This is a genomic window from Roseibium sp. SCP15 (assembly GCF_040329435.1).
Lineage (GTDB): Bacteria > Pseudomonadota > Alphaproteobacteria > Rhizobiales > Stappiaceae > Roseibium.
The window spans coordinates 85,216-107,657 of record NZ_JBDZYI010000003.1 but is presented as its reverse complement, the minus strand read 5'-3'; the positions used below and the strand labels follow the sequence as shown (position 1 = coordinate 107,657).

General features: G+C 55.1%; 14 protein-coding genes and 1 tRNA gene. 9 read left to right on the top strand and 6 right to left on the bottom strand.

Annotation, left to right across the window (positions count from 1 at the left end; genetic code table 11):
• The first annotated feature begins 26 nt into the window (after nucleotides 1-26).
• The gene (locus ABLO27_RS14260) at nucleotides 27-980 is read left to right on the top strand and encodes an ArgK/MeaB family GTPase (protein ID WP_353033610.1); all 954 of its coding nucleotides are present in this window, start codon (nucleotides 27-29) and stop codon (nucleotides 978-980) included.
• A 20-nt stretch (nucleotides 981-1,000) separates the two neighbouring features.
• Here ABLO27_RS14260 and ABLO27_RS14255 read toward each other — a convergent pair whose 3' ends face one another.
• The 3 genes from ABLO27_RS14255 to map form a co-directional block, all read right to left on the bottom strand.
• Entirely contained in the window at nucleotides 1,001-3,280 is a 2,280-nt protein-coding gene (locus ABLO27_RS14255; protein WP_353033609.1) for a bifunctional diguanylate cyclase/phosphodiesterase, read from the bottom strand.
• A 165-nt stretch (nucleotides 3,281-3,445) separates the two neighbouring features.
• The gene (gene radC / locus ABLO27_RS14250) at nucleotides 3,446-4,156 is read right to left on the bottom strand and encodes a RadC family protein (RefSeq protein WP_353033608.1); all 711 of its coding nucleotides are present in this window, start codon (nucleotides 4,154-4,156) and stop codon (nucleotides 3,446-3,448) included.
• Nucleotides 4,157-4,163: 7 nt separating this feature from the next.
• Complete coding sequence (gene map, locus ABLO27_RS14245; protein ID WP_353033607.1) at nucleotides 4,164-4,994, bottom strand: type I methionyl aminopeptidase; 831 nt, start codon at nucleotides 4,992-4,994, stop codon at nucleotides 4,164-4,166.
• Between the two features lie 226 nt (nucleotides 4,995-5,220).
• On the opposite strand from map, the gene ABLO27_RS14240 reads away from it, so the two are divergent.
• Nucleotides 5,221-5,306, top strand: a tRNA-Leu gene (locus ABLO27_RS14240).
• A 24-nt stretch (nucleotides 5,307-5,330) separates the two neighbouring features.
• Here ABLO27_RS14240 and ABLO27_RS14235 read toward each other — a convergent pair.
• The 3 genes from ABLO27_RS14235 to ABLO27_RS14225 form a co-directional block, all read right to left on the bottom strand.
• A complete protein-coding gene (locus ABLO27_RS14235) occupies nucleotides 5,331-5,888 on the bottom strand; it encodes a DUF4269 domain-containing protein (RefSeq protein WP_353033606.1) in 558 nt (185 codons plus the stop codon).
• 63 nt (nucleotides 5,889-5,951) lie between these two features.
• Nucleotides 5,952-6,764: a creatininase family protein gene (locus ABLO27_RS14230; protein ID WP_353033605.1), complete on the bottom strand. Its 813-nt coding sequence runs from the start codon at nucleotides 6,762-6,764 to the stop codon at nucleotides 5,952-5,954.
• Nucleotides 6,765-6,800: 36 nt separating this feature from the next.
• Nucleotides 6,801-7,187, bottom strand: coding sequence for a RidA family protein (locus ABLO27_RS14225; RefSeq protein WP_353033604.1), 387 nt, complete (start codon nucleotides 7,185-7,187; stop codon nucleotides 6,801-6,803).
• A 331-nt stretch (nucleotides 7,188-7,518) separates the two neighbouring features.
• On the opposite strand from ABLO27_RS14225, the gene ABLO27_RS14220 reads away from it, so the two are divergent.
• The 7 genes from ABLO27_RS14220 to ABLO27_RS14190 all read left to right on the top strand — a co-directional run bounded on the left by ABLO27_RS14220 (nucleotide 7,519) and on the right by ABLO27_RS14190 (nucleotide 22,388).
• Complete coding sequence (locus ABLO27_RS14220; protein WP_353033603.1) at nucleotides 7,519-8,529, top strand: ABC transporter substrate-binding protein; 1,011 nt, start codon at nucleotides 7,519-7,521, stop codon at nucleotides 8,527-8,529.
• Nucleotides 8,530-8,595: 66 nt separating this feature from the next.
• Entirely contained in the window at nucleotides 8,596-9,402 is an 807-nt protein-coding gene (locus ABLO27_RS14215; RefSeq protein ID WP_353035025.1) for an ABC transporter ATP-binding protein, read from the top strand.
• Between the two features lie 32 nt (nucleotides 9,403-9,434).
• Complete coding sequence (locus ABLO27_RS14210) at nucleotides 9,435-10,313, top strand: ABC transporter permease (RefSeq protein WP_353033602.1); 879 nt, start codon at nucleotides 9,435-9,437, stop codon at nucleotides 10,311-10,313.
• Nucleotides 10,314-11,639, top strand: a complete 1,326-nt coding sequence (locus ABLO27_RS14205; RefSeq protein WP_353033601.1) for a cytosine deaminase — start codon at nucleotides 10,314-10,316, stop codon at nucleotides 11,637-11,639.
• On the top strand, nucleotides 11,636-13,042 hold the full coding sequence (locus tag ABLO27_RS14200) for an FAD-binding oxidoreductase (RefSeq protein WP_353033600.1): 1,407 nt from the start codon (nucleotides 11,636-11,638) through the stop codon (nucleotides 13,040-13,042). Before ABLO27_RS14205 ends, ABLO27_RS14200 begins: the two co-directional genes overlap by 4 nt.
• Nucleotides 13,043-13,114: 72 nt before the next feature.
• Nucleotides 13,115-13,711, top strand: coding sequence for an NAD(P)H-dependent oxidoreductase (locus ABLO27_RS14195; protein WP_353033599.1), 597 nt, complete (start codon nucleotides 13,115-13,117; stop codon nucleotides 13,709-13,711).
• Between the two features lie 481 nt (nucleotides 13,712-14,192).
• Entirely contained in the window at nucleotides 14,193-22,388 is an 8,196-nt protein-coding gene (locus tag ABLO27_RS14190) for a DUF5801 repeats-in-toxin domain-containing protein (RefSeq protein WP_353033598.1), read from the top strand.
• Nucleotides 22,389-22,442: the final 54 nt, after the last annotated feature.

The following is a 22,442-nucleotide window of genomic DNA, read 5'->3' as shown; positions in this document are numbered from 1 at the left end:
GCAGTGTTCTGTTCGGGGAGTGAGGTTTGAACGTCGCATTTCCCACGTTGGAAGAACTGCGCGCAGGGGGCAAAAGGCAGCTCGCGCGCGTTCTGACGCGGCTGGAAACGCAAGCCGGCGACGAGGAAACAGCAGCCTTTCTCGATAGTATCTGTGCGTTTCAGAAGGGGCATGTTCTTGGGCTGACAGGACCTCCGGGTGTCGGGAAATCGAGCCTGACCGATGCGCTGATCAAGACCTATCGCAAGGACGGAAAACGGGTCGCCGTGCTGGCAATCGACCCATCATCCGCGATTACCGGGGGCGCTCTTCTAGGTGACCGGACCCGGTTGAAGACCGATCCGGAGGACGACCAAGTTTTCGTGCGCTCCATGGCAGCCAGAGACCGGTTGGGCGGATTGTCCGATCATACCGTTGCCGCGATTGCGCTGTTACGGGCCGTGTGCGATCTAGTCATTGTCGAAACAGTCGGTATCGGCCAGTCCGAAGGGGATCTGAAGCAGGCCGTTGATACGGTTGTGCTGTGCGTTCAACCCGGTTCCGGCGACAGTCTGCAATTCATGAAAGCCGGCATTATGGAGCTGCCTGACATTGTCGCAGTGACAAAGGCTGACATGGGCGCGTTGGCACGCAGAGCCGCGTCAGACGTGGTCGGTGCGCTTTCCCTGAGCGCTGATGGCAATACCTGGACCGTTCCGGTGTCGGAAGTATCCGCCCAGACCGGTGCCGGTGTTTCAGATCTTGTCACTCACGCAGGAAAACATCAGGCGTATCTGGCAGAGCAGGGGGTGGTTGAACTCCGGCGCCGCCGGCAACATGTGACCTGGTTCGAAGACATGGTGAGAAGAGCGTTTGGACAGATGGGCCTCGATCTGGCCAGTTCAGACCGGGACAATCCGTGGCTGGAACAAGCGCAAGTTCGCCCTTTCGGAAGCTTTTTCGAGTTTTCGGAAAAGATTGGTCAGCGGCTCAGTCTGTAGAGACAGTCTGCTTGTTCAGGTCAACCCTTGGCCGTGAGCGGTTGATAGCTGAGGTCTGTTCCAAACCCGGTGCTGTTGGGGCCGTGAAAATCCTCAAGGAACCTGCCCAATGCCCTGTCGGTCAACGGTCTGGAAATGAAGAACCCTTGCATCCGGTGGCAGCGGTGAGCTTGCAGGAAGCGGATCTGCTCAACTGTTTCAATCCCTTCTGCGACAATCGTCATGCCGAGAGCCTTGCCCAGCTGGATAATCGAGACCAGAATAGCCTCTGCTTCCGGATTGCCGTTCATGTCGGAGACAAAATCGCGGTCAATCTTGAGCGTATCAAAGGGGAACCGGCGCAAATAACTCAAGCTGGAATAGCCTGAGCCGAAGTCGTCCAGGGCAACCTTGACGCCAAGGTTCTTCAACCTGCGCAAGGCCTGCAGAACTGAATCATTGCGTCCGGCAAAGACACTTTCGGTTACTTCAAGCTCGAGCCGTTGAGGCGGTAAATTGTTGGCTGCCAGAATTGCCATCACTTTTTCAACGAAGCGCGGATGCTTGAACTGATTGGGTGAGACGTTGACGGAAACTGTCACACCCGGCCAATCGTGGGCTTTTGCACACGCCTTGTTCAACACCCATAGGCCGAGATCGTTGATCAGGCCGGTTTCTTCTGCAACCGGAATGAACTGTGCAGGTGAAACCGTGGTTCCGTCTGTCTTTGTCCAGCGGGCGAGGGCCTCGACCGAAACGATGCGCTTGGCATCGGTGTCTGACTGAGGTTGATAGGCAAGATCCAGTTCGTCATTTTTCAACGCAAGCCGCAGTTCACGGGACATTTTGTCCTTCGACTGCACGTGGTGTTCCATCGTGGGTTCAAAGAACGAGCGTCTGTTACGGCCGTTCGCCTTGGCATCGTAAAGCGCAATATCCGCCTTGCGGAGAAGTTCGTCGGGATCGTCGCCGTCGCGCGGTGCCACCGCGACGCCAAGGGAGAGGCTGGCAAACAACTCCCGGCTGCCGATCCTTATCGGGCGGCTGATTTCGTCCTGAACCTGATCCAGAATGTATTCCAGCCATTCGTCGTCCTTGCTGTCGCGAATGACCATGGCGAACTCGTCGCCGCTGATCCGGGCAACGATACCGCTGTCGGGAATGACACGCCGCAAACGTTCACCAACGGCGACGATCACCTTGTCTCCCGCAGAATGACCGAGTGTGTCGTTGATATCCTTGAAGTGATCAAGGTCGATATAGACCACTGCTGTTTTCGTGTCCTTCTGGACGCCGTCGCGCAGGGTGTCGGTCAACAGCGTGTGGAACCGGGTTCTGTTCGGAAGGCCGGAAAGGGCGTCATGACGTGATGCATGGACGGCCTTTGCTTCACTGCGGGCAAGGCGTTTGGTCATTTGCCGGGTGAAGATGGTGACGGCGATGACAACAGCGGCCATCATGAAAGCTGCGAGGGCCAGGAACGGGTTGACGCGTTGAAGCATCTGGCTGCCGGGCTGATTGGTCTGCCAGGCGACAACACCCGCGTTCCGCTTTTGAGGTGATAGCAACTCAAATCGACCGACACCTTCCCGGGTGTTTTGCAGATTGGCCAGAACCAGTCCCTGAAGGCGCGACATTTCAGCGATTTCCTTCAGTTTTTCACCCCGTAGCGGGACCATGCTGATCAGGACCGAAGGCGGTTTTCTGACCGGGGAAATGGACTGAATCTGGGGCATGACAGCAGCTGCGCTGAACAGATAGGGGTCTCCAGCAAGCGCAACGATGCCTGTTTCAGCAATCGCCTGACGGGAGTTGCTGCTTCGCGGAACAAAACTGTACAGTCCCGAAGGGGTTTTCTTGAACGAGATGATGTAACGCGCCCGAACGCGTCTGACGACAGGTGTCAGCTCTTCCAGAAGATCCTCGGACAGCCACTTGATCGTGTAATCCTGAGCATACGCCTGTTGCACTTCCAGATCGCGGTTCACAAGTATCGATTTCGAGAAACCGTGATTTTGAAACAACCAGTGCATCATGTTGTTGAAGATCCAGCCTTCGTCCGGGTCCGGATCATTCACCTCAACAAATGCCTCATCCCAGATCACGACACCGGTCTGTTGCTTCACCATGTAGTTCTGCATCAGCTGGAGCGCGCCGTCGATGAGACGGTACTGAGAATGGGCTGCACTTTCGTCCGAAATACGGGCGCTCCAGTGCATGACACCAAAAATTCCAACCACGGAGACAAGCACAACAGCGATCATCGGAACGACGATCGTGTTGGCGATATGGCCGCCGGAATTTTTAGTCGAATTGTACATACACGAGCTCAGTTGATTTGATCCAAGCATCGCACGCGCTGGTTAAAGAAACCCGCAAGATCTTAGTAAAATAAGGGTAAATTGGAATGACGTCTCGTCGCGGCAGCGCGTTTCTGCTTCAGTAATCCCTGTTGATCGATGATTGGAGCCCGAGTATTTCCAAGATCAGATCAGCTGAAGTCCACGGAAGCTGACATTGCTTCTCAATCCGACAATGATGTGATCGTGCACTTCGATCCCCAAAGGTTTGGCGACCTCGATGATCTTCTGGGTCATCAGGATATCGGCGCGCGAGGGTGTCGGATCACCCGACGGATGGTTGTGAACCAGAATGAGGGCCGTTGCGGAATGCTCAAGGGCCCGGCGGATGACTTCACGCGGATAGACCGGTGTGTGATCAACCGTTCCTGTTTGCTGAACTTCGTCGGCAATTAGACCGTTTTTCTTGTCCAGGAACAGAATTCGGAATTGTTCGACGGTGGATAATTCCATCGACGCCTGAAGGTATTCAATTACCTTGGACCAGGAGTCCAGCAACTGGCGTTCGTTGAGTTCGGCACGATGGTAACGGATGATCGCTGCATGGATGGCCTGCAGGGTATCAACGCTGATGTCGGACAGTCCGGCGACTTCCTTCAGGCGTTCTCTTGGCGCAGCCAGTGCGGCAGAGAATGAGCCGAAGCGCTGTAGAAGCGCTTTCGCTATCGGCTTCGTGTCCTGCCGCGGAAGGGCGGAGAATAACAAGAACTCCAGAAGCTCATAGTCGGCGAGCCCTTGCTCGCCGGTTTTACGGAACCGTTCCCGCAGTCTTTGCCGATGCCCTTTGTGACCTGCTGCCTTGAGTTTGTCCGTGGCGCCGGGCTCTGGATCCTTCATGAAACTCCTAGTCGGTTGAGCGTCCCGGCTTGTGAATGCCTTTGGGGGAAGTGGTGAAGATCTGACATCCGTCCGGAGTTATGCCGATGGAGTGCTCAAACTGTGCTGAAAGCGATCTGTCACGGGTTACGGCGGTCCAGCCGTCGCTCAAAACCTTCACGTGCGGTCGGCCCAGATTGACCATGGGCTCGATGGTGAAAATCATGCCGGGTTTCAACTCAACGCCTTCGCCCGGGCGACCGTAGTGAAGAATGTTGGGCGTATCGTGGAACAACAGCCCCAGCCCGTGACCGCAGAAATCGCGAACCACAGAACAACGCTGCGCCTCGACATAGGTCTGGATAGCCGCACCGATATCGCCGGTCGTGTTGCCCGGTTTGGCAGCCTCGATCCCGCGCATGAGAGACTCGTAGGTGACATCGATCAGTCGTTCCGATGCCCGTTTCAACTTGCCGACCGGATACATGCGGCTGCTGTCGCCGTGCCAGCCGTCAAGAATGAAAGTGACGTCGATATTGACGATGTCACCTTCTTTCAGGGCCTTGTTGTTCGGGATGCCGTGGCAAACAACATGATTGATCGAGGTGCAGCTTGATTTGGTGTAACCGCGATAATTCAGCGTTGCCGGGATCGCATTGTGATCCATGCCATACTGATAAACGAAGTCATCGATTTCCTGGGTGGTCGTTCCCGGCTTGACGATACCGGCCAGTTCATCGAGGCAGGCGGCGGTCAACTGGCCGGCGCGCATCATGCCCTCGAAATCGTCAGGGCCGTAGAGGCGAACCTGTCCTGTGTTCTTCAACGGGGCTTCAGCGGCATCGATATAGCTGACCATGGGGTACCGTGTCTCGCACTTGGGTGTCGCAACCTCCGCAAAGTCGAAGAGAGGCGTGCGCAGTGAATTTCTATTTGCTTATCTGATGACATACCGTCCGGCGGCGTCAATTTCCAGTTCCAGTTGGAGCAAAATGACGAGGAAGTGGAAACTTCCCTGAACTGTCCGGATTTCTGTTCAGGCGCGCTTGCGAAATTTTTCCAACGCAGCTAGGTGAAAGGAACAAGCGGGCGTGGTGGAACTGGTAGACACAAGGGACTTAAAATCCCTCGGCCCTAGGCTGTACGGGTTCGAGTCCCGTCGCCCGCACCAAATCACCAAAAGCGTTAGCAGCCTTTATTGAGTTTCTGAGTTCGGTCTCGGATCTGATTGGCTCCTGTGGTTGATGATTTCCCTTAGCTCCCCGTCCGAGTTTTCTGCCAGGTCGAGCATCGCTTCATAAGGGTTCCCAGGCAGCTTGAGGAGATGGGCAAAGGCAGGCTCTGTCTTCAGCCCCTGTTGTTTGAGTTCAAGAACTTCGCGGCGCAATTCAGGTTCGATCGTTAGAAGTCTCTGCTCAACACGAAAGTGCCGGACACCCCATTGGTCGTCGGTTTCCAGCTCCTGGCAGAACAGTTCAATCTGCCAGTCCAAGGCTATAAAGGAAGCCACGACGGCCGGGTTGGAAAGATGATCGACAGAGCGCAGGCGGAACTCTTGCAGGTCGCCGAACTGAAGCTTCACAGTATTGCCGAAATGACTCAGGTCCTCGGCTGAGCAGGCAATATCGATATCGCTTGATTCTATGGCGATACCGAGCGGAGGTGTGCCTATAACGACCGGATTGAATTCACTCAGGCGATACAGCAATCTCAGATTTTCAATGACGTCCTGATAACGCGCTCTTTCTGTCATGCGTTTCGTTGTGCCTGATTTCGAGAAGAAGGCCTCAATGTCTGTCGTTACGATGCCTCCGTGTCAATCGTCCTTCCAGAGCCTTTTCAGATCAAATGCGTGAATGTCCGAGAGGAGCTCAACAAAGCCCTGCGCTGCATGATCCAGAGACTTTTTACCCTTTTCAGCCGTCGCGATGGAGGCGTTGCCAACCGTTCCCGCCGTGTTGAGGTCCTGTGCCTTCCAGCCGAGCTGATGTGGACCGTGCGCGCGCAAGTGCTGGAAATCCTCAACAAGTTTTTCCTGTACAGACTTGAAGTCTTCCGCCTTGTCCATGCGGACAAGATCGGGGTGCAGGTGCAGCATGATGGATGTTTCAACATCGCCGCCATGGATGCCGAAGGTCATTTCGTGATCTGAAAAGACACCTTCAGGTTGGCCGAAACGGGCCCAGGCTGATCCGACCGCCAGCATGTTGTGCCGGACGCGTAGTTCGCGGGTGACGATATCAACCATCGGCACATTGCCACCATGCGAATTCATCAGAACGAGTTTTCGAACACCGGCCCTTGCAACGCTGTCTCCGATTTCCAACCAGGCCTTGATAGCGGTTTCCCAGGTAAGGGTGAGGGTGCCGGGCGAAGAAACATGCTCGTTGGATTTGCCGACCGCCTGAACCGGCAAAAAAGTTACCGGCAAGTCTTCCGGCAAAAGCTCCACCACTCGCCGGATCTGGCCCTCAGCGATCGCAGTATCGGTAAAAACAGGTAGGTGTGGCCCGTGTTGTTCGATTGCGGCGACCGGCAAAACAGCGATCCAGTCCCTTGTGGACGGAGCGCTGAAGTCAGTCGTCGTCATTTCGTACCAGAAGGGTTTCGGCAACTTAATCTGATTCATTAGAAAATTCTCTCAAAATACGGAAAAATCATCTCTTTACTCAGCTGAAGCAAGAACCTCAATTTCAACCAGAAACTCCTCCCTGGCAAAGCCGGAGACGATCATCAACGTTGAGGCAGGTGGCGGCGAGGCTATAAACTCATCACGTGTTTTCATGTAGCCCTGCAGGTGGCGGCGGTCCGTGACAAAGGCGTTGATCCGAACAATGTCGCCCATTTCCATGCCGGCATCGCGCAGGATGGCTTTCACATTCTCAAAACACTGTCTTGTCTGGCTTTCGATGTCCGCTGGAACCTCGTCATCAGGGGAGATGCCCAGCTGACCCGAAGCCACGAGAAGCCGGTGTCCCGGTGGAACTTCGACTGCATGACTGTACCTGGCAAAGGGCGCGCGGATGTCACTTGGAGTGTGTGTTCTCGTCAAAATTCACAATCCTGTCTTGAAAGGAGCTTAAGTCTAATCGGCGCTGAGGCCTTGTGTGAATTGCGCTGCTGCGCAAATTGTTCGCTGTTGCTGAAAATGTAGTCATGACTACTTTTTATGCTGACATGGCGAGGTCGATGTGTAAATGTTCAATTGTTGCGTGCGGCATCAATCGCAGGCAACATATCTAAGCGAGCCAGCGGTCTGGGGACCTCGGCTCACTTTGCTGTTCCGCTCTTAGGGCCTCTTGAAGGCACAGCGGCAGAGCATTCGGCCCGTTGTGGGCAGATTGACCTGCGCGGTGCTCGAAGAAAAAGGGGAAGGCGGACTGATGGAACTTTCTAGAAAAATCGGAATTGCATCACTTTTGCTGATGATGTCGACGAGCGCGCACGCGCTTGAAAAGGTCACTTTCGGCACCAACTGGGTGGCTCAGGCAGAGCACGGCGGTTACTATCAGGCTGTCGCCGACGGGACTTACGAAGCTTGCGGTATCGAGGTTGAAATCAAGCCGGGCGGTCCTCAAGCGAACAATCGCATCCTTCTGCCTGTCGGAAAAATCGACTTCCTCATGGGTGGCAACATGCTTCAGGCGTTTTCCGCCATCGAGCAGGGCATTCCGACGACTGTTGTTGCTGCGCATTTTCAAAAAGAACCTCAAATCCTCATGACCCACCCTGGTCAGGGACTGGATACCTGGGACAGCCTCAAAAGCATCAACCTGCTGATAGGCAAGGGCGGACTGAATTCCTTTTATCAATGGATGAAATCCGAGTACGGGTTCACCGATGAACAGGTGCGTCCCTACACCTACAACTCGGCGCCGTTCCTGGCAGACAAGCGGATCGGACAGCAGGGTTATGTGACCTCCGAACCTTATGCCATCGAAACCGAGGGCGGGTTTGAGCCGAATATCTTCCTGATCGCCGACTACGGCTACGATACCTACTCCACGACGGTCGAGACGACACTTGAACTTGTCGAAAAGAAGCCTGAAGTCGTTCAGTGCTTTGTTGACGGGTCAGCGACCGGTTGGGTCAATTTCCTCTATGGAGACAATTCCAAGGCCCTGGAGATGATCAAGAAGGACAACCCGGGCATGTCCGACGGTCAATTGGAGTTTTCCATCAACAAGCTCAGGGAATTCGGCATTGTCGACAGCGGTGATGCGCTGACACTCGGCATTGGCGCCATGAGCGATGAACGCAACAAGTCCTTCTTTGAGAAGATGGTCGCGGCCGGAGTGGTCAACAGTGACGTTGATTACACGAAATCCTACACGCTTCAGTTCGTGAACAAGGGCGTCGGCCTTGATCTGAAGAAGAAGCTGGAAGGCAAATAGGTCGGGACAGCTTCGTGATGTGCGGAAAAAATGCAACCATGGCCGGACGGTGATTCAATGACGGCCATGGTACAAAACAACATGCTAAACACTCCGGCGGAGCGCTCCGCCATTGTCTCCCTGAACGGGATCTGCAAGACGTTCTCCAACGGGACGGTGGCGCTCAACGACCTGTCGCTTGACATTCGCGAGGGGGAATTCGTTTCTCTCTTGGGGCCCTCAGGCTGTGGCAAGTCGACTGCGCTGCGCATCATCACCAACCTTGTCAGTCCGACCTCGGGCAGGGTCGAGTGGCCACAGGAGACCGGCAAGCAAAAGGACCACGAGCTGAGTTTCGTGTTTCAGGAGCCGACCCTGATGCCGTGGACGACTGTCTTCGGCAATGTCTGGCTGCCGCTGCGCCTGAAGGGCGTATCGAAAAAGGCGGCACATGACCGGGTGATGGAAGCGTTGCAGATGGTTGGCCTGGAGCAGTTTGCTCAAAGTTATCCGCGGGAATTGTCGGGCGGAATGAAGATGCGTGTTTCAATTGCACGTGCCTTGATCACCCGGCCGAAAATCCTGTTGATGGACGAACCGTTTGCGGCACTTGACGAAATTACCCGGTTCAAGCTGAACAACGACCTCCTGCATCTTTGGGAAACCTTCGGCTGGACGGTCGTCTTCGTCACCCATTCTGTCTTTGAATCTGTCTATCTTTCCAACCGGATCGTCGTAATGGCCGCCCGGCCGGGGCGGGTAGTGAACGATATGGCAATCGATGCGCCGTATCCGCGCGACGAAAATTTTCGAACATCTTCTGTTTATTCCGGATTTTGCCGGGATGTTTCCAAAGCATTGCATTCGGCGATGGGGGCCGGTGATCACCTTTGATCCAGCGCCCTGTCGCGGACAGGGAGACTGACATGACAGTGGCAATTGCCGAAAAGCAGGCTCTTGACCAAAGCGAACAGGTGGTTCCTCTCGACAAGGAGGAAATCCGGCGCGCCAGGGCGGTTCGGATAGAAAGGATTGGCCGGTGGGTCCTGCCGGTCGTCATACTCACACTGTCTGTCTATCTGTGGGACCGGCTTTGTGTCTGGAATGAGATTGCCCATTACATTCTTCCCCGGCCCGGACTGGTGTTTCATACGCTGATGGAAGACTGGAGTATCCTCGCCACCGCGCTGGGCAACACATTGAAAATCACGTTTGGTGCGCTGGCATTGGCGACATTCGGCGGGCTGGGTCTTGCGGTGTTGTTCACGCAGTCCAAATGGATCGAAATTTCGTTTTTTCCTTATGCGGTCATTCTTCAGGTGACGCCGGTCATCGCAATCGCACCGCTGATCCTGATCTATGTGGATTCCGTCGCCGCCGGCCTGTTGATCTGCGCCTGGATTGTCGCGTTCTTTCCCATCCTCTCGAACACGACATTGGGTCTGAATTCCGCAGATCACAATCTCCAAAGCCTGTTTCGTCTTTACGGAGCGAGCCGCTGGCAGACATTGCGATACCTTCGTCTGCCGGCTGCCATGCCGTATTTTCTTGGGGGACTGAAGATTGCCGGTGGTCTTTCACTGATCGGTGCGATCGTCGCAGAATTCGTGGCCGGGACTGCGGGTTCGGGCTCGGGTCTGGCAAACCAGGTCCTTGAATCCAGCTACCGGCTCAACATGCCTCGCATGTTTGCTGCGCTGGCACTGATTTCGGCCACGGGCATCCTGATTTTCCTGACGACCAACCTGCTTTCGCATCTGCTCCTGCGCAAGTGGCACGAAAGTGCTCTGAAGCGGGAGGCCTAAATGACACAGGTTCTTACAAGGCCGTTGACCGGTTCAGGGGTTCTTGGAAATGCAACCGTGCCGGCGTGCCTGATCACGGGCAGTCTTGCGGGAACTTCTGATGAGCTGCTTTCGGTCGACCTGGAAATCGAGGCCGGAAAGCTTGCTCGAATAGCTCCCGCCGGGACATTGGCAGGTGCAGGCAACCGGTTCGATCTTGATGGCGGCATGGTACTGCCGACACTCGTCGATCTGCACACTCATCTGGATAAGGGGCAAATCTGGCCGCGAAAACCGAATCCGGACGGATCTTTCATGGGAGCTCTGGAGGCTGTCGGGGACGACAGGGAAGCTAACTGGTCGGCAGATGATGTGTGGGCCCGCATGGAGTTTTCCCTCAAGTCAGCATTCGCTCATGGCACGTCAGCCATTCGCACCCATCTCGACAGCGTTCCGCCTCAGGAAACAATCAGCTGGCCTCTTTTTGAGGAAATCCGTCAGGAGTGGAAAGGGCGGATAGATCTGCAGGCTGTCTGCCTTTTCGGTATCGACAGGTTGCTGACGGATGAAACCTATCTGGAACCTGTGGCCGACCGGGTTGCGGCTGCCGGTGGTGTGATGGGGGCCGTGACCTACATGGTCGACGATCTTGACCGGCATCTGGAAAGTGTTTTCAGGGCCGCAATGAAGCGAGGGCTGGACCTGGATTTCCATGTCGATGAAACGCTCGATCCATCCGCCGTTACGCTGCGCCATATCGCTGAGACGTCACTCAGGTTGGGATACAAGGGAAAGATCGTCTGCGGTCATTGTTGTTCCCTGTCGATGCATGAGGATGTTGATGTCGATCGCACTCTGGACCTGCTTGCCGAAGCAGAGGTGGCGGTCGTCACTCTTCCGATGTGCAACATGTACCTCCAGGACCGCATGGCCGGGCGCACGCCACGCCGCAGGGGCGTTACGCTCCTTCACGAAATGCGAGCGCGAGGCATCAGGGTTGCTGTGGCGTCGGACAATACAAGGGATCCGTTTTATGCATACGGAGACCTTGATCTGATCGAAGTCTATACGCAGGCGACCCGAATTTTGCAGTTGGATCATCCGATTGATGATTGGATCCGCAGCGTAACTACAACCCCGGCAGCGCTGATGGGCGTTGAGCACGGCAGCCTGAGCCTGGGCGGCGCAGCCGACCTGATCCTCTTGCGTGCCAGAAACTGGAACGAATTGCTGTCACGCCCGGCGGGGCCGCGCGATGTTGTTCGGGGCGGATACAGTATTGATCGGACACTGCCCGACTACCGCGAATTAGATCACCTCATGCAGAAAGGGCAGGTCCAGTCATGAGTTCCATTGCCACCTTGAAATCTGAACTCGATGGTCTGCAAATTGAGGATAATCCGCAGATCGTGAAGCAGAAGAGCCGTGATTTCTTCTGGTATTCGCCGGTGCTGAAGGAAAAGCTGGAAAACGTGACCGCCGATCTGGTGGTCACTCCCAAGTCGGAAGATGAGATCGTTCAGGTGCTGAAGGCGTGTTATGCGGCCGGTGTTCCGGTGACGACACGCGGGGCAGGGACGGGCAATTACGGTCAGGCGATGCCGTTGTCGGGTGGCGTCGTGCTCAATCTGGCTGAGATGAACGCCATCAAGCAAATATCGAACGGGTCTGTTGTTGCTGAAGCCGGGGCAATCCTGTCGGACATCGACACCGCAGCGAAGTTTCATTCCGGTCAGGAACTTCGGCTGCATCCTTCAACCCATCGGACGGCAACAGTCGGTGGGTTCATTGCCGGCGGTTCAGGAGGCGTGGGATCGATCAACTGGGGCGGTTTGCGAGACCTCGGTAACGTGATCAAATTGCGCATCCTGACGATGGAAGCTGAGCCTCAGGTTCTGGAGCTGTCCGGGTATGATCTGCAGAAAGTGATGCATGCCTATGGCACCAACGGCATCATCACGGAAGTGGAGATGCCGTTGACGGCCAGCTATGAGTGGGTGGACGTTCTGGTCGGCTTTGACGACTTCATGGACGCAGCTACCTATTCCAACGAACTGGCAAATCTGGATGGTCTGCTTTTGAAGAATGTGGCGCCAATTGCGGCTCCCGTGCCGCATGACTACTTCCTCAGGCATCAGAAGTTCATCCGCAAGAATCAGTCCGTTGCTGTGCTCATGGTAGCCCCCTTTGCGATGGATGCATTTGCCGCCTTCACACAGCGCCATGGGAAGGGAGAGGTCCTGTATCGCTCGGACAAGGCCTCGGAAGAAGAAAGGAAGCGTTTGCCGCCTGCCTATGAACTTTCCTGGAACCACACGACCTTGAGAGGGTTGAGAGTCGATCCGACGATCACCTATCTGCAGGTGCTCTATCCGTTCCCGAACCAGGTGGAACTGGTGCGGAAAATGCACGAAATGTTTGGAGACGAACTGCCCGGTCACCTGGAGTTTGTACGCTTCGACGGCAACATCACCTGCTTTGGATTGCCGATTGTCCGGTATTCCACGGAAGAGCGGTTGAACGAAATCATCCGTCTTCACGAAGACAATGGATGCCCCATCTTCAATCCGCACCGCTACACGCTTGAAGAAGGAGGGATGAAGCAAACGGACGAGGTTCAACTTGCCTTCAAGAAACGCGCTGACCCTCAAGGGCTTCTCAATCCGGGCAAGATGATCGCCTGGGAGCATCCGGAATACGACTTTTCCAGCGGTCATCAATTCCTGTTTCCCGGTCTGCAGCAATCTTGAGTGTAAACCGGTTAAATTTGTTCAGGGGCAGGTGATGCTCTTTGACTTATAATAAATTCAAAGGCTTATCGAATGCGGGTACTCGTTGTTTTCAGTCATCCTTGCCAGGAGAGTTACAATGCTGCGATCTGCAAGGCCGTGGTGGAGACCCTGGAAGAGAGCGGCCATGAAGTACGTCTGACCGACCTCTATGCGAGAGAGTTTGACCCCGTCATGAGCGCTCAGGAGCGACGGAGCTACCACACACCGCAGTTGAACACCGTTCCGATTGCTGACGATCTTGCCGATATCAAATGGTGTGAAGCTCTGGTCTTCGTTTATCCGACCTGGTGGTTCAGCCAGCCGGCAATGCTCAAGGGCTGGCTGGAGCGGGTCTGGGTTCCCTATGAAACCTTTGAAATGCCAACCGAAACAGAGCCCATGCGACCGAAAATGCACAACATTTCGCGCATTGCCATCGTTACGACGTGTGGCGCCAGCTGGTGGATTTCAAAACTGATTGGTGAACCGGGCAGAAAGATCATCTTGAGAGGGATCAAATTCCTGGCAAAGCCGGGCTGTAAAACCCTGTTTCTGGCGCACTACAAGATGGACACCTCGACCCAGTCCAGCAGGGAGAGGTATCTGGCAAAAGTCAGGAGTCGAATTGCCGCTTTTACGGGAAAGTGAGTCAGTTCAAATTTCCAAGTACCTAATAGTTTATTCAAATTTTCGAATATTCATTACCAATTTTTAATGTCTCGAGTGGCTGATATCTAAAATTTTAGATGTATTTTACATAAATATTTCTATAAATTTTGCTTTTGCTTGTAAGTCTTTTGGTGCGGTTTTTTTGTTTCCATCCATATTGATCGAATTGTTTTCGAAATTGTTTCAAATTTTATTTTGGTTTTATTTGTCCTTAGTGCCGTTATCCGAAAAACCTCAATTTTAGATCTGCGCTGTCCCGAATTGGGACAATTCATATGTGTGGATTACTCAGCATTTGCAGGCGATTCGTTGCTATGGGTAAGGCGAATACCCTAATCCCATCAGGCGTTTACCTTTAATAAAGTTAATGAAAGTTTGAGTTTTATCGAAGGTGAAAAATCTGTAAATCTAAGAGGAAGATTTTATGTAAATGTGACCGAAACCTACCAAGTGGTTTGATATGAATGATCTCGTTCGGATTGCGCAGGCTATCACTCCAGCAAATTCTGGAACCGGAGGAGGCGGTGAAAATGCCGCTCTGCCAATAGAGCTATTGCAACCGGCTGCGGGGACCAGTGTTACGGCAACGAGACTTCCCGGTCAGTTGGTGGACTTCCGACAAATCCTTAACGAGGATATTTCGTTCATTCGCATCGGTGGCGATCTGCAGATGATTTTCGCCAATGGCGGTGATGTCATCGTGCAGGACTTCTTCGCTGGCGAGGGAGCAGACCAGGTCGCTGTGGTGTTCGATGGCGAAACGATTTCCATCGACCAGTTCATCTCCGTTGCGAACTTGCAGGTCGCTGATGAGGTTCAAACCGCCGCAGGCGAAACCAGCAATTTGGCAACGGCGCTCGGCGGCCCTCAAGGCTCCGGCCAGGACTTCCAGGACGCAAGCATCGGAGAGCTTGGCCCGGGGCTTGATGTCTTTGACCTGCTGATCGGCGAAGGGCCCGGAACCCGTGGCGGATCGATTGACGAGTTCACTGACGGCGAAGTCAATACAGTTCCAACAGTTGTATCGGCAGCAGATGCCGGGGCGATTGATGAAGGAAACCTCGCCGACGGCAATGAGGCCGGTCAGGGTCCGCTTGTGGCGACAGGAAGCCTCGGCATCAATTTCGGAGAAAATGCAGGGCAGTCTCCAACCCTGACTTTCGATACGAATGGAGCGGGAGTCCCTCTCGATTCTGCCGGAAATCCGCTTGATCTGTCTTCCGATGGAGTTGCACTTACATACGCGATCGTCTCCAACGCCGACGGCGGGCAGACGCTGACTGCGACCAAGCAAGGAACCGGTGAAACTGTTTTCACCGTGACGCTCGACATCGTTCCGAATGTGTTCGCAGGTGGCGCGTCTGGCGCCGAATATGTCTTCACGCTCGAAGGCAATCTCGACCATTTGGGTGCTGATTTTGATGAATCCCTTCCGGTTTCCTTCAGCATAACGGCGACCGATACGGATGGAGATTCCGTTGGTACCAGCTTCCTCGTCAGTGTTGCCGATGACGATGTTGAAATCGGTGCTTCCGATGCATCATCTGTCGATGAAGACGGGCTGACTGATGGAAACGTTGATACTGGCTATGACGGCGATCTGAGCGGTTCTGCGGTCACGTCCAGTGGAGGTCTGGGGATCAGTTGGGGATCGGACAACGGCAACCCGACTTCCGGAGGTGGAACCGGTGACCGGTCAGTGGCATTCTCCGTCGCACAGCCAGGTTTGAGCGGGCTGACTTCAAACGGAAACTCCGTTTCGATCGCTGTTCTCGCCGATGGAACGCTCGTTGGATACACAGGTGATGCCGAGCCCGCGTCCAGCGCCGATGGCAGCGTTGTTTTCTTAGCAACTCTGTCGGATGCCGACAGCGGCAGCTATGAATTCACGCTTGTGGGCAATCTCGATCATTCAGAAGCCGGCACTGAAGATGACATCATCCTGTCGATTACCTACACGGCGACTGATGGTGATGGCGATGCTGCTTCCTCCACCTTTGAAGTAACCGTTGACGACGATGCTCCCGTGATTGTTGAAACGTCTTCCGCCAGGGTTGACGAAGACGACCTTGCCGGCACGCAGGGCGATCTTGCTGACGGCAATGATGATGCTCAATCCGGAGACAACACCACGGTTTCAGACGGCATTCTGGATACTGATGGCGATGCGACAACGGTCGCGGGTGACCTGGCGATCGAATGGGGTGCAGACGCGTCAAACAGTGTTGCGAATGGAGGCACAAGCTCCGGTAACGGCGATCGGTCCGTGACATTTGCAACGACTGCGATCGCAACTCTTGAAGCCCTGGCTTTGACCTCTCATGGGGAAGCGCTGAGCTACGAGCTTTCCAATGGTGACAGCGTTCTGACCGCTACATCCACTGATGGACGGGTTGTTTTCACTGTTACTTTGTCGGATGAGAATTCCGGTTCCTTTGTGCTGGACCTGAATGATGCGCTCGATCATCCGGAAGCAGATTTCGAGGATGATATTGCGCTGACTTTCGACTTCACGGCGACAGACAGCGATGGCGATTCGGCGTCTTCCTCTTTCCAGATAACCGTCGATGATGACAGCCCGGTTTTGACTGGAGACGTTCGCTTCAGCCAGGTTGACGAAGAGGGGCTTGCCGGCGGCAATGTCGGTGAGAGCTATCCGGACAATGAAGGCGATTATGCAACGGGCGGTGCGCGCGACGATGCGACGACGTCCGGCCGTTCGCTGAACATCTCCTGGGGCGCGGACGATGCCAACAGCACCGTTGATGGCGGTGCAAGCACCGGCAATGGCGACCGTTCCGTGGAGTTTGCGTCTGCGGATGTTCTTGTCAGCCGTGGCACCACTGAGCTGGATGCGCTGACGTCCCGAGGCGAGACAGTTGAATTCCGCCTGGAAGACAATGGCGCAAAGCTTGTCGGCTATGTTGCCTCGAGCACCTTCAACGGCGGCAGCGAGCGCGTAGTCTTTGAAGTGACGCTGTCCGATCAGGACAACGGATCCTACGACTTCGAGATCCTGGACGTTCTGGATCATCAGGGTGCAGGCAAGGAAGACAATATCCGTCTGACCTTCGACTTCACCGCAACGGACAGCGATGGTGACAGCGTCGACGGGACCTTCGCGGTTCGTGTTGACGATGATGCACCAGTTCTGGACGATGTGAGCTTCAGTCAGGTTGATGAAGACGGTCTTGCCGGCGGCAATGTCGGTGAGAGCTATCCGGACAATGAAGGTGATTATGCGACGGGCGGTGCACGCGATGATGCGACGACGTCCGGCCGTTCGCTGAATATCTCCTGGGGCGCGGACGATGCCAACAGCACCGTTGATGGCGGTGCAAGCACCGGCAATGGCGACCGTTCCGTGGAGTTTGCGTCTGCGGATGTTCTTGTCAGCCGTGGCACCACTGAGCTGGATGCACTGACGTCTCGTGGCGAGACGGTTGAGTTCCGTCTTGAGGACAATGGCGCGAAGCTTGTCGGCTATGTTGCCTCGAGCACCTTCAACGGTGGCAGCGAGCGCGTTGTCTTCGAAGTGACGCTGTCCGATCGGGACAACGGATCCTACGACTTCGAGATCCTGGACGTTCTGGATCACCAGGGTGCAGGCAAGGAAGACAATATCCGTCTGACGTTCGACTTCACCGCGACAGACAGTGATGGCGACAGCGTCGACGGGACCTTCGCGGTTCGCGTTGACGACGATGCACCTGTTCTGGACGATGTGAGCTTCAGCCAGGTTGACGAAGACGGTCTTGCCGGTGGCAATGTCGGTGAGAGCTATCCGGGCAATGAAGGCGATTATGCCACGGGCGGTGCGCGCGACGATGCGACGACGTCCGGCCGTTCGCTGAACATCTCCTGGGGCGCGGACGATGCCAACAGCACAGTCGATGGCGGTGCAAGCACCGGCAATGGCGACCGGTCCGTGGAGTTTGCATCAGCCGATGTTCTTGTCAGCCGTGGCACCACTGAGCTGGATGCACTGACGTCCCGAGGCGAGACAGTTGAATTCCGCCTTGAGGGCAATGGCGCGAAGCTTGTCGGCTATGTTGCCTCGAGCACCTTTAATGGCGGCAGCGAGCGCGTTGTCTTCGAAGTGACGCTGTCGGATCAGGACAACGGATCCTACGACTTCGAGATCCTGGACGTTCTGGATCATCAGGGTGCAGGCAAGGAAGACAACATCCGACTGACGTTCGACTTCACTGCAACGGACAGCGATGGTGACAGCGTCGACGGGACCTTCGCGGTTCGTGTTGACGACGATGCACCAGTTCTGGACGACGTTCGCTTCAGCCAGGTTGATGAAGACGGTCTTGCCGGTGGCAATGTCGGTGAGAGCTATCCGGACAATGAAGGTGATTATGCGACGGGTGGTGCTCGCGATGATGCGACGACGTCCGGCCGTTCGCTGAACATCTCCTGGGGCGCGGACGATGCCAACAGCACCGTTGATGGCGGTGCAAGCACCGGCAATGGCGACCGTTCCGTCGCATTTGCTTCTGCGGATGTTCTTGTCAGCCGTGGCACCACTGAGCTGGATGTGCTGACGTCCCGAGGCGAGACAGTTGAATTCCGCCTGGAAGACAATGGCGCGAAGCTTGTCGGCTATGTTGCCTCGAGCACCTTCAACGGCGGCAGTGAGCGTGTTGTCTTTGAAGTGACGCTGTCGGATCAGGACAACGGATCTTACGACTTCGAGATCCTGGACGTTCTGGATCATCAGGGTGCAGGCAAGGAAGACAATATCCGTCTGACATTCGACTTCACCGCAACGGACAGTGATGGCGACAGCGTCGATGGAGCCTTTGCGGTTCGCGTTGACGACGATGCACCTGTTGTTGATGAGGTTGTCACTGCTACGGTGGATGAGGATGACATCGTCACTCCGGAATCTGAAGGCAACGGGCCTTTTGACGGTGACGCTGACGGATCGTTGACCGGACCGTTCGACGCTCTGTTCGGCCCGGCAATTTCCAGTGGGTCAATCGCAAACACAGTGAACTTCGGTGCCGACGGCGCTGCTCAAACAGGTGCCTTTGCGTTTGCGAGCGATGCTGCAGCAACGATGGAGACACTGGGGCTGAGTTCGAACGGCGAAACCTTGTCTTTTGAAGTGATTTCCGTCGGTGGCACTTCGCTTCTGGTTGGTTTTGTCGACGATGGAGATGGCAGTTTCGATCTGGCCCTGGACCGGCCTGTTCTGGGGCTCGCATTGAGTGAAGACGGTGATTACGCTGTTCTTCTGAATGACCAGCTGGATCATGTTTCTGGTGGTGGTGAAAACTCCGAACTCGTTTCCGCGACAGGGCCGTTGGCTCAGATTGACTTCGGTGCAGTGATCGAAGCTACTGACGGTGACGGCGACACGATTGGCTTGTCGGGTCAATTCCTTGTCGACGTGACGGATGATGTGCCCGAGCCGGAGATCTGGGTGGACGACTATGTTCGCATCGACGAAACGCATGGCGAGCACAGTGACAATGTCTTCAATCCCAACACCGGACAATACAATCCACGCGTTGTGAACCTGTTCAACAATGTCTCCGTCACGGGGTCAGATGTGGATTTGGTTGGACCGATTTATGCCCGCTATGACGTTGTAGACTATTCACTGAATGGTGGAGCTGATGATCAGGCGACACGTACCCTGGAACTGAGGATCGATGATCCGGATTCCGGTCTGTTTACAACTGAGAATGAGGCAATCACCCTTTCGATGGAAGGGGATCTGGTTGTGGGACGGATCGACACTGGCGAGGCGGTCTTTGCCATTCATATCGACCTTCGTGGCCGGGTGAGCATCGTCCAGTACCAGTCTCTGAAGCATGACGACACATCGACATCGGACGAGCATATTGATCTTGCCGGCAAGATTTCGGCAGTGCTGACCGTCACGGACGCTGACGGGGATGCTGTGTCCGCCGACGTTGCCATCGGTGCCGACGTGACATTCGATGACGACGGTCCGGATGCTTTCCGTCGAGGTTCCAATGTGCGTCTTGACGAGGCGGGCGATCTGAACACGTTGATTTCCGGCCAACTGCAGTTCGACGGTGGTGCCGATGGCGCGACCGTAACCGGCATCAGCATCACGTCAAACGGCGACTACGTCAGAGGCATCGACCGGGAGGAAAGCGGTGCCGCAAGACGCGGTGATCTGACATCGGACGGGACGCCGATCACCTGGACTTCTTCCGTTAATGCCTCTGGCGAAATTACTGTCGAAGGCGTTCTGGAAGGAAGCGGCATCACAGCATTCCAGATTATTGTTCAGCCCGATGGCAGCTACACTTACCAGCAATTTGTTTCGTTCGACCATCCTGACGACGGGCAAACTGGAGCTGACGATCAGCTGGCAATCCGTATGGACTTTACGGTCACTGATGGGGATGGTGACACCGACACAGCGAGCGCGCTTGTCGTTATCGATGACGGGGGACCTGAGGCAGGTACCCCCGAAATCGAGACCGTATTCGAAGACGGTACAAAGGTTCTGAGCGATATCTCATTGGAGATTGAATGGGGCGCCGATGACGGCAACGCAACGAGTGGGGCGGGTGCTGGCGACAGATCGGTTTCGTTTGCTGATACCACTTCTGCAGCTGCCAATGTTTCGTTCAGGGACGCCAATGGCGATCTGACCGAACTCAGATCCAATGGTGAGCTCGTGCAGTTCACTTTCATTGGTGGCGTATTCGTCGGGTTTACAGGGGCGATAGAGCCGACTTCGTTAACCGACAGCACTGTTGTGCTGACTGTTGCTCTTTCGGATGCTGCCGCAGGTAGCTACAGCTTTGAACTGGTCCAGCCAGTCGACCATTTGGCGCCTGTTGGCACCGATCATTACATCGATCTGACCTTCAGCTTCAACGCAACCGATTCTGATCAGGATGTAAGTGAAGACAGTTCGTTTACCGTCCGTGTGGATGCGGCGGGAACGATATCCTCTATTGACTACTCCGTGCTGTCGACAGGTGTCTTTGTCAATTTGAGTGACAGCGAACAGACTGAACAGGGACAGACAGTTTCTGCAAATACCGCAACGGACCGCTCAGGTGTTTCTTCGCTGGTCGTCGGTGAAGACGATGTATCCGGCATCATCGATGCAGTTGGAGGCTCGTCCGATGACATCCTGATTGGCGACGACAGCGCCAACCATCTCCAGGGAAGCGGGGGCAACGATCTGCTGGTTGGCCTCGGCGGCAATGATGATCTTTCCGGTGATGAAGGAGACGACCGGCTGCGAGGCGGTGCCGGATTTGACCGTCTTGACGGCGGGCAGGGTACCGATACTGCCGACTATTCGGAAGACGCCGAAGGTATCTATGTTCGCATGGATCATGCCTGGGCGACCGCTCTCGCCAACAAGTCACTGGGATGGTCTGCTCTGACGCAAGGCATTGCCAACGACACTGTTGAACACGATGACCTTGTCAGCATTGAAAACATCATCGGTACCGATTACCGGGACCTGATTGTTGGCGATTCCGCAAACAACGCGATCTGGGGCGGAGGCGGAAACGATCGCCTTGCCGGTCTCGAGGGTGACGATGAGCTGTTTGGCGGAGAAGGCAATGATCTTCTGCTCGGCGGGAGCGGCACAAACCTTCTCGATGGCGGTGAGGGGATCGATACGGTCGATTATTCCGCGGACACCGAAGGTGTTTACATTCGCATGGATCACGCCTGGGCAACGTCTGTCGCCAACAATTCGTTGGGATGGATTGCGCTGACACAGGGTATCGCCAATGGAACCGTTGAACATGACGACCTGGTCAGTATCGAGAATCTGGTTGGTACTGATTACCGGGACCTGATCGTCGGCAACGATGTGTCCAATACAATCACTGGCGGCGGTGGAAATGATCGACTGGACGGCCAAGGCGGAGACGATGACCTCTTCGGTGGAGAAGGCAACGATCGTCTGCTTGGTGGTGAAGGATCGGATCTCCTGGACGGCGGTGAAGGCACCGATGCGGCGGAATACTCTGGTGACAACGAAGGTGTCTATGTCCGTCTGGACCAGGCCTGGGCAACAGACCTGAGCAACAAAGCTCTGGGATGGACAGACTTGACCCAGGGCATTGCCAACGAGACCGTCGAACACGATGATCTTGTCAGCATCGAAAATATTATCGGCAGCAACCATCGGGATCTCATCGTTGGCGACAATTCTGACAACAAACTATGGGGACGCGGTGGTGATGACCTGATTAATGGTCTGGATGGAGCGGATTCACTCTACGGTGAAGCGGGACAGGATGAACTGAACGGCGGCTCCGGAGAAGACCTGCTTGCCGGCGGTCTTGGGGCAGACACACTGACTGGTGGCGAAGACGCTGATACCTTTGTTCTGGATTCTCTCGCAGAAGCCGACATCATCACCGACTATACTTTTGATGATGGTGACAAGTTTGATCTGGGCGATCTCCTGGATGCCGCTTTCAAGTCGGGCGAGCTGACTGAAGACCTTGTCCGGGCGACTGAGAATGTCGACGGCAGCGTGAAGATCGAAGTTGACCTGGATGGAGCCGCGGCAGGCCATGACTGGCAGGAAGCAGCAACTCTGGAAGATCACGCTTCTATGGGAGATACCATTCGTATCGTCATGGACAATGATGGCTCTGAGGTGAATGTCTCGGTCGCTTGACGCGAGATGAATTGACGAAACAAAAAAGGCGGATCGTATGGTCCGCCTTTTTTG